At 47.8% G+C, this 8345-nt stretch carries 9 protein-coding genes and 2 pseudogenes; all 11 read left to right on the forward strand.

Going from position 1 to position 8345, the window contains the following annotated elements:
• Positions 1–700 (forward strand): annotated as a pseudogene (locus VV088_RS22620) (hypothetical protein); the annotation flags it as partial.
• 94 nt (positions 701–794) lie between these two features.
• On the forward strand, positions 795–1064 hold the full coding sequence (locus tag VV088_RS22625; RefSeq protein ID WP_279053490.1) for a type II toxin-antitoxin system RelB/DinJ family antitoxin: 270 nt from the start codon (positions 795–797) through the stop codon (positions 1062–1064).
• Positions 1064–1321 (forward strand): Txe/YoeB family addiction module toxin, encoded by a 258-nt coding sequence (locus tag VV088_RS22630; RefSeq protein WP_334602881.1) that lies wholly within the window; start codon positions 1064–1066, stop codon positions 1319–1321. The genes VV088_RS22625 and VV088_RS22630 overlap by 1 nt, the downstream gene beginning before the upstream one ends.
• 27 nt (positions 1322–1348) lie before the next feature.
• Positions 1349–1591 (forward strand): hypothetical protein, encoded by a 243-nt coding sequence (locus VV088_RS22635; RefSeq protein ID WP_334602882.1) that lies wholly within the window; start codon positions 1349–1351, stop codon positions 1589–1591.
• A gap of 181 nt (positions 1592–1772) precedes the next feature.
• Complete coding sequence (locus VV088_RS22640; RefSeq protein WP_334602883.1) at positions 1773–2543, forward strand: ParA family protein; 771 nt, start codon at positions 1773–1775, stop codon at positions 2541–2543.
• A complete protein-coding gene (locus VV088_RS22645; protein WP_334602885.1) occupies positions 2543–2800 on the forward strand; it encodes a hypothetical protein in 258 nt (85 codons plus the stop codon). Before VV088_RS22640 ends, VV088_RS22645 begins: the two co-directional genes overlap by 1 nt.
• 93 nt (positions 2801–2893) lie before the next feature.
• Complete coding sequence (locus tag VV088_RS22650; RefSeq protein WP_334602886.1) at positions 2894–3958, forward strand: hypothetical protein; 1065 nt, start codon at positions 2894–2896, stop codon at positions 3956–3958.
• A gap of 9 nt (positions 3959–3967) precedes the next feature.
• Positions 3968–4456, forward strand: a complete 489-nt coding sequence (locus VV088_RS22655) for a hypothetical protein (protein ID WP_288149161.1) — start codon at positions 3968–3970, stop codon at positions 4454–4456.
• An 809-nt stretch (positions 4457–5265) separates the two neighbouring features.
• A complete protein-coding gene (locus tag VV088_RS22660) occupies positions 5266–6288 on the forward strand; it encodes a hypothetical protein (RefSeq protein WP_334602888.1) in 1023 nt (340 codons plus the stop codon).
• A gap of 14 nt (positions 6289–6302) precedes the next feature.
• Positions 6303–7073 (forward strand): hypothetical protein, encoded by a 771-nt coding sequence (locus VV088_RS22665; protein ID WP_334602889.1) that lies wholly within the window; start codon positions 6303–6305, stop codon positions 7071–7073.
• Between the two features lie 433 nt (positions 7074–7506).
• Positions 7507–8345, forward strand: a pseudogene (locus tag VV088_RS22670) (hypothetical protein); the annotation flags it as partial.

Raw genomic sequence — 8345 nt, forward strand, 5'->3', positions numbered from 1 at the left:
GTTGCAGGGGATTTTGAGAAAGAGCAGTATGCCCCTGGCTGAAGCAAAGGAGAAGTATCCAGATTGGTATGAACGGCGGATAGTGAGAGGGGAGCGGCGGGGCCGCTGGACGGTGAAAAGAGATCTCTATGATTGGTGGCTGCGCCGCATTCGGGATGAGATCCGGGTGGGCCACCGCTATCATGGAGTGATGACCTTGGCAATCTACGCCAAGAAGTGTGGTATTGAGGAGGATGAACTACGACAGGACGCCTATTCTCTCCTTCTGCCTTATGATGAAATGAGCATTGAGGAGGTCAACCGCTTCACCAGGGAGGATATAGAGGCTGCTCTCTCGATGTTCAATGAGGACTATGTGACGTTTCCCAGGGATGATATAGCAAGGCTTTCCGGGATGACTATGCCGGTCAATAAGAGGAATTGGCATAAGCAAGCAGATCATCTTGAAGTGGCGAGGGCTATTAGGGATATTAGGACAAGGCAGCAGGGTAAAAAGGATTGGAGAGAGGGAAATGGACGCCCATCGGCGCAGAACTTGGTTTGGGAGTGGCGGCAACAGCACCCAGGGGGACGCAAGGCCGATTGTCACCGGGACACTGGCCTTGATCCTAAGACTATTCGGAAGTGGTGGGATAGTCCACCCATACCGATGCGGTTTGAGGATGGCTATATGGCTGACGGTGGCTCTGGCCAAGGATGAGCCAGGCTGATTTAGCACCACAATTATATAAAGAAAAATTCTTGATTTTTTCTTTACTTTGGCGTATACTATGGATGTGAAAGGAGTGTTGTATATGGCTCAGCCTGTGAATGTGAATTTTAAGTTGGATGCAGATGTGAAAAAGAGGATGGAGTGGGCTTGCTCTGAGTTGGGACTTTCCATGAGTGCTGCGTTTACAATTTTTGCGAAGAAGGTCGGCAGAGAGTGCCGTATTCCTTTTGAGGTTTCTGCTGATCCGTTTTACTCTGAAAGTAATATTCGCTATCTGGAACAGAAAAAGAGGGAGATTGATGAAGGAAAGGCGCATTTTGCGGAGCATGACTTGATAGAGGAGGCCGATTGATGCGTCTGGTGTGGGAAGATGATGCGTGGGAGGATTACCTTTACTGGCAGACGCAGGATAGGAAAATACTGAAGCGGGTCAATCTGCTTATTAAGGACATTCGTAGAAGTCCCTTTGACGGGATTGGGAAGCCGGAGCCGTTGAAACATAATCTTAGCGGATGGTGGAGCAGGCGGATTGATGATACTGATCGGATTGTTTACTATGAGCAGGATGGAATTATCTATATTGTTTCTTGTCGGGGCCATTATGATTGAAAAATCATTGAGAAAGGAATGATAAGTATGTTTGATGATAGGATTGCTCAGCTTCAGCTACCAGACCCGGCAGACGCCGATCCGCACCCTCGGCTGCTCCTGGAGGGCCGTGGTGTCCATGCCGGGGAGGGGTTCACCGCCCTGTTCCCGGATGGGTGGCACGACATTACCCTGGAGGTGAGCTGGGAGCCGACCGGCCCCGGCTGCTGGTACATCTCCACGCCTGGCTTTGAGGACGTCTGCCCGATTGGGTTGTTTGTGAAGGTGTAAAAGAATCCCCGGCCATGTATGTGGCCGGGGATATACTTTCATATAAATCTATAAATATAGAAATACAGAAAAATATTTTTGTGGTTTTCTTGCTTTCTGTATTGATAGATTTATATAATTATAGTAAAATAGCAATATAGAAATACAGAAAAATATTTTTGTAGTTTTATAGAAAAGGAGCGTGAAAAATGTGATTGTAGCGGTGGCAAATCAAAAGGGCGGCGTGGGCAAGACCACCACGGCCCAAGCATTGGCTGCGGGACTGGCAGAGCGGAAGTATCGGGTGCTGGGCATCGACCTTGACCCCCAGGGGAATTTCTCAACGGCCTGTGGTGCGGAGAACTACAACGTGCTGACGGCCTATGAGGTGATGAAGCGGGGGGTCGATATCCGGGAGGCCATCCAGCACATGAAGGGCGGCTATGATGTGGTTCCGGCGAATATCATGCTGGCCGGGGCGGAGCAGGAGCTTTCCCAGACCGGGAAGGAACACCGGCTGAAGGAGGCCGTTTCTGCTGTGGCCGGGGAGTATGACTTCATCGTGATCGATACGCCGCCCTCGTTGGGTGTGCTGACGGTGAATGCCTTTACCTGTGCAACTGATATCCTGATACCGACCACGGCGGGAATTTTTGCCACGGCGGGGATTTCCCAGTTGAACGAGACAGTGAGCAGCGTCCAGAAGTATTGTAATCCTGGCGTGAAGATACGGGGCATCCTGTTTACCAGGTTCAATCCCAGGGCGAATATCAGCCGGCAGATCAAGGAGCTGACGGAGCAGCTGAGTGAGTACATATCGGCGCCGATCTATCAGACCTACATCCGGGCGGGTGTAGTGGTGGAGGAGGCCCAGGCCAACAAAGCCGATATATTTGACTATGCGGGGAAGTCCACCGTGGCCGAGGACTACCGGACGTTCATTGAGGAATTTCTGAAAGGAGTAGAAGCGTGATGGCAGGGAAAGCGAAGTTTGACCAGGAGGCAGCGTTCAAGTCTATTGTCGGTGCGGATCGTCAGCCAGCACCGGAGCCGGGGGCCGCCAGTCGGCCGATAGCGGTTGGAGGGAAGAACAAAGACCGGGTACAGAGGTCTTATTTCATAGACCGTGATTTGGATAAGGCTTTACGAAAGATGGGTTTGGAAGAGGACAAGAAGCTGACGGAGGTGGTCAATGAGATTATGAGAAAGGGACTTCAAAAATATTTATAGATGTTTTACCACTATGATGAAGATGCTTGAAAATAGGATGAATAAGTGATATACTAAAAATTGCTATACTAACGTAAGGGAGGAAAATATAATATGAAAAATACTGTAAAAAGAATAATATCTGTAGTAACAATGATTTCCTGCTTAACATGTAGTATTACATGCAGCGGAGCAATGAAGGTAGAGGAAGAGTTGGCGCAGGATAGAAGTGAGGCCATCTATCAAAATGCAGAAGCTTTTTTGAATGGAGTAGTTGAACAAGGTAGTATAGAAAAAACGGTATATTTGTATGATTTGTCAGAGGAGATCGTTGCTGTTTATTACACTTTACAACCATACGGATATATTATTGTTGATGGTGAAGATGGACATGTTATTGAGTATTCTTCTAATTGTGAACCACTGTCCGATTTAAAAGAACACTATTATTATATGGGGCCGCTAGAAATATATAAAAAGGTATCTGGTGGATATCAAAATGTAATTTCTGGCGATGTAATTGAAATTAGTGATCTTGCACCTGTGGATCAATTGTATATTAGTGATACGGATAATACTGTTAATGATATTATAGATTATAGTATGCCTTATGTGAATACAGCTAGCAGTCCGGCATATATAGGAGCTCCTATAAAACCCTTCATTACAAGTGAAAAACCTTACAAGTATTGTGTTATAACGGCGATTTCAAACGCTTTACAATGGCTTAAAGACTATAAGGGAAAAGATGTATACGCAGGGAATATCTCCTCAATTAACGGATTGTGCTCATACTTACATAACAACGAATATGTTTGTGGCGCATGTGGATTAACCTGGGAACAAGCGGCATATGATTTTGAATATGGGGGCGTACTTTATTTGGGCTTATGTACATATTTGCAACGAAGCGATGTTGGGAATATACAGGTAGGCATAGGTGAATCTTCAGCAAATAATGTAAAAAAGCAAATTGGAAATCAACGTCCAGTGCTAATTACGATCCCAACAGAATTGGTTTCAACGCAGAAGGGAGTACACGCTGTTTTTATATATGGTTATCAAGAAACTGCAAACACAACATACTATATTGTAAATGATTCTTATGGAAATAATGGAGTTTATGTTTGTTGTGATGAAGTGCCAGTCTATAGTAAAGGAATTATGTACTTGTGGTGATAGAATTCCATGAGAGATAAGTTTCATAATGTACTGGATTGGGTTGGGTTGTTTGCAATACTTGGTTTATTGGTAGCAATCTTAGGATATGGTCATGTCCAAGTTATAGTGGAGAGGACTGTGCAGGAGGTAAGCGAGGGGTATGAGCAGGATATTACAGCCTTGCTTATGGGACAATTGTTATCTAGCGAACCTGATTCAGTTACGATATGGGATTCAGAGTTAGGAAATCCTGTTTTTTCAGATAAATTCGAAATAGAAGCCCTTACAGATATGTTTAGAAGGATCAAATGGGAATGGAGTGGCAATGTAATAGAAACGCCAAGCACTACACCACAGGCTGGGCCAATTGTAGAGATTGAGCTAAATTTTGGACATGAAGTATCAACGATTACGTTGCCAAGTATTGTGATAAATGGACGTATATATAATGGGTTTATTGAGGATGAGAATGCTTTGAATTTTTTGTATTCGGAAGTAAATCTAATGAGAAGATAAGGTAGAAGCAATAGTAAAGAGCTTATAGGGAAAGATGCTCAAGTGTCTTTCCCTATAAAAATAGCGGTTTACCCGTTTATATAATGAATGGGTAAACCGCTATGACTGTATTTTTAGGAATATCTTGACTGCCCCGGAAACTTATGCTATACTGACAGTGGGAGGTTAGACGACCCTCCGATAGCGGCTTTTACGGGGGCCGTTGCCGGTCGATCCCGATGTGGCGTCTCTCCCCCGCTGCTCGTCTGGGCGAGGATAAACAGCTAATTAGGCCCAGAGCGTCCCGCCTCCTGGCTGGGGGTTTAGCAGTTTGCTAATCAGAAGCCGTTTAGGTTTGATACACCTATGTGGTACGTGGGCTTGCCGTAGTAACCTTTGTGAAATGGAAAGCGTACCATTGACCCTGATGTGAGTAATCCTTTTGAAAGCTCAGGTAAGTAAAACGTATCGTGTCCCTACCCACCCTCTGAACGTGGCCGGTTGCACTGTATAAGCTGACCGGAGAGCTGCTCCCCTCGGATCGAGGAGCCGACAGAACCCTAACTGCCGTAGACGTTTAATAAATAGGGCTGCACACATAAGCAAGATAAAAAGTGTAGGGAGCTTTCCCAAACCCGTCACACATAAGACGTTAAAAAGTGTACTTTGCCGATTGTCGAGTCTCCGATGGGAGCTGGCAGGAGGCGGCTTGGCTTTAACGAGTTATAGAAAACAAGAATTATAGAAATGTAGTTTTATATTTATCTGCAAAAATATAAATCTATATTTATAGATAAATATTATTCTACATACCGAGGAAAGGGGCCGAGATGGGGCGGAGAAACAAATCATATTCAAAAGACCTTCACCAGCAAGCCTATGACCGGCTCACGGGTATGCTGGCCTTTGGCGAGAGTAAGAAGGCTGCGGTGGCTGCTGGGACGGACAGAGATAAGATTTTCTCCATCAGCACCTACAAGGGGTATTGGAAACACACAAAATATTTTATCAAGTATATCAAAAAGACCCATCCAGAGTGTACCACGCTGAAAAGCGCAAAGAAGTACGCCAACGAGTGGCTTCAGACACGGGTTGACCAAGGCTTGTCTGCCTGGACTGTCCAGCTTGAGGCGAAAGCCCTCGGGAAGTTGTACGGGATTGCTCCGGACGATGATAATTATTTTAAGCCGCCCAAGAGGAACCGCCAGGACATTAAGCGGAGCCGCGGCGACCGGGTGCGGGATCGTCACTTCTCCAAGACGAACAATGACGAGCTGATTAAGTTTTGCCGGGGGACAGGGCTGCGGCGAAGTGAGCTGGAGGCCCTGAAGGGGAAAGACCTGGTGACCAGGGCGCAGATCGAGGCCGGGATCGCCAGGATCGAAGCAATCCCCATTGACAAACGGACGGCCCAGGAATCGAAGCGGCTGGATATGCTGAAGGATACCAGGATGTTTCCGGGGGAGTATTTCACGTTTGTCCGCCAGGGCAAAGGTGGCCGGGAACGGGTAAGCCCCATCATCGGGAAGAACGTGGAACAGATCGTGACCAGGATGAAGGAGACACCGGCAGAGGAAAAGGTGTGGCAGCACGTTCATAAGAGTGCGGATATCCATTCCTACCGGGCCGAGTATGCCACGGCGATCTACAAGGCCCATGCCAGGGATATCCTGGATATCCCCTATGACAGAGTAAATAAAGGCACCGGGCGGCGGTATCAGAGCGAGGTCTATGCCTGTCGGAAGGACGAGGCCGGGAAGAAACTGGACAAGGCTGCCATGCTGGTGTGTAGTAAGGCTCTGGGCCATAACCGGATCAGCGTTGTGGCCGACAATTACATCCGAGGTTTGTGAGAGGAGGGGACGTCATGGCAAGATATGTCAAGCTGGGAACTCTCGGCGGGTATAAGGATGTTCCTGGTGGTCAGTCTGATCCGGAATGTACTCATGTGATTATGACCAAGAAAGAGTATGACCAGATTTATAGTGAGAAGGCAAAGGCAGAGCGAGAAGTCAGTAGTACAAAATATGAGGCTGAGAGGGCGATAAACGACGCAAGACGAGGAGCCCAGTATACGGCCCAACAAGCCGCTGCTGAGGCCCAGAAGAAGGTGGAGGCTATGGAGGCCGACCTGGCTGCTGAAAGGGCTGAGAGCGCCCATCAGCGGGCGCTGAACGCCAATTTGCTGCGGATTGCCAAGGAAAGGGCAAACGCTGACAGAAAACTAAAGCCTAAGAAGGAACATACGGGTTACCTGGTTGTGTTCTCCGGAGAAAAAGAACACCAATTCAAAAACGGGAATAGACGTGTGAAAAGGGTGTTGCTCTGGGAGACGGTGATACAAAGTCCGTATGTGGTGGATTTTCCGGAGGCGCAGATTCGCAAGCAAATCCTGGAGGAGCTGCTTCGGAAGGATGAAGATGGATACCGGCTGATTGATAGGCTGGGGATCAATGGGTATTACGGCAAAGGGTATGGTAGCATGATCGAAGATCGGGAATGGTGTGCAGAGCCTGAGCGGTTCAATATTATGCTGAAGCCGAAATTTCGGGCGAATTTTAGAGCGGGCTATTGGGAGGTTGTCTGTCTCCATACAAAGCCCCTGGATGTGGTTCCAAAGGATATGAGGGTCTGCTAAAATAGCCTGTCCAGAGGGCTTGAAAAGCCAGGCAGGACAGGCTATAATAATAGCAAAAAATAGGGAAAAAATATATTGATAATAAACGCCCCCCTAAGCCTAAAAAACGTTACTCTTTTTCTCTCTCGGAAAGGGAGAAAGTCGGAGGGGAAAAGGGGGGTGTGCGGAGGCTGTGGGAATGTGGTAAACCCGGAGGGTTTTCCATATTCCCACAGCCGGAGCGAGGGGGGAAAGGGGGAGGTGACTTTCTCTTTAAGGCCCCGAAGGGGCCGCTCTTTGGCTCCCCCTTTCCCCCCTTGCCGCCCGTAGGGCGGCTCCCCCGTCCCCGCCGCAGCGGATTTTTTTCTTTTTGCTTCTTTTTCTTTTTATATATGGTGTGTATATTATTTACATTATTTGTATTATATAGTTTATTGTTTGAGGAGGTGTCGATGTGCCAGTTGCGTTTGGCGGTACAGTTGCGGAGTACCAGGCGTTGTATATGGAGAAGAATGCCCATTTGGAGCAGTTTTTAGAACAGGTCACGCCTTACGAATTTTATCGAGAGATTTTCCCGGAGGGGTCTTTTGAGCGGAAAGGGCATTATGAGGACGGTCGGCCTAACGGGATCGCTGTTTCTCTACCTGGTAAGGGTGGCTCTGTTAATGGGATTGCTCTGGAGATTGAGGGGGACGGTAAGGCGAAGCGGTATATTATTACGGACGATCTGGAGACGCTGGACGAGTTGATCGATACGGACTTTACCATTATGGCCCCTATTTCTTATTATGGAAGAAAGAGGTCTGGCAAGATGGCCCGGTTTCTTTATGCTTTGGCCTTTGACCTGGACGGGGTGGGGATGCCACAGCTTCGGGATGTGCTGCATCAGATGAACAAAGATATTTTGCCCAAGGCCAGCTTTGTAGTGAACAGCGGGACGGGGTTGCACTTGTATTATATCCTATCTGAGCCGGTTCCTATGTACCCGCAGAACCAGCATTATCTGAAGGAGTTGAAGTATTCCCTCACCCGGCAGATTTGGAACAGGTTTACGTCCTCCATTAAGCAGCCGCAGATGCAAGGGCTTATGCAGGGGTTCCGGGTGGTCGGCTCCTGGTCAAAGCTGGGCAAGGGCTATCCTGTGACGGCCTACCGGCTCGGTGATCGGGTGGAGCTGGACGATCTCTTGGAGTACATACCGGCATCGAACGGGGAACGGCAGAAGTTGCAGGGGATTTTGAGAAAGAGCAGTATGCCCCTGGCTGAAGCAAAGGAGAAGTATCCAGATTGGTA

This window comes from Lawsonibacter sp. JLR.KK007, from assembly GCF_036941135.1.
GTDB lineage: Bacteria > Bacillota > Clostridia > Oscillospirales > Oscillospiraceae > Lawsonibacter.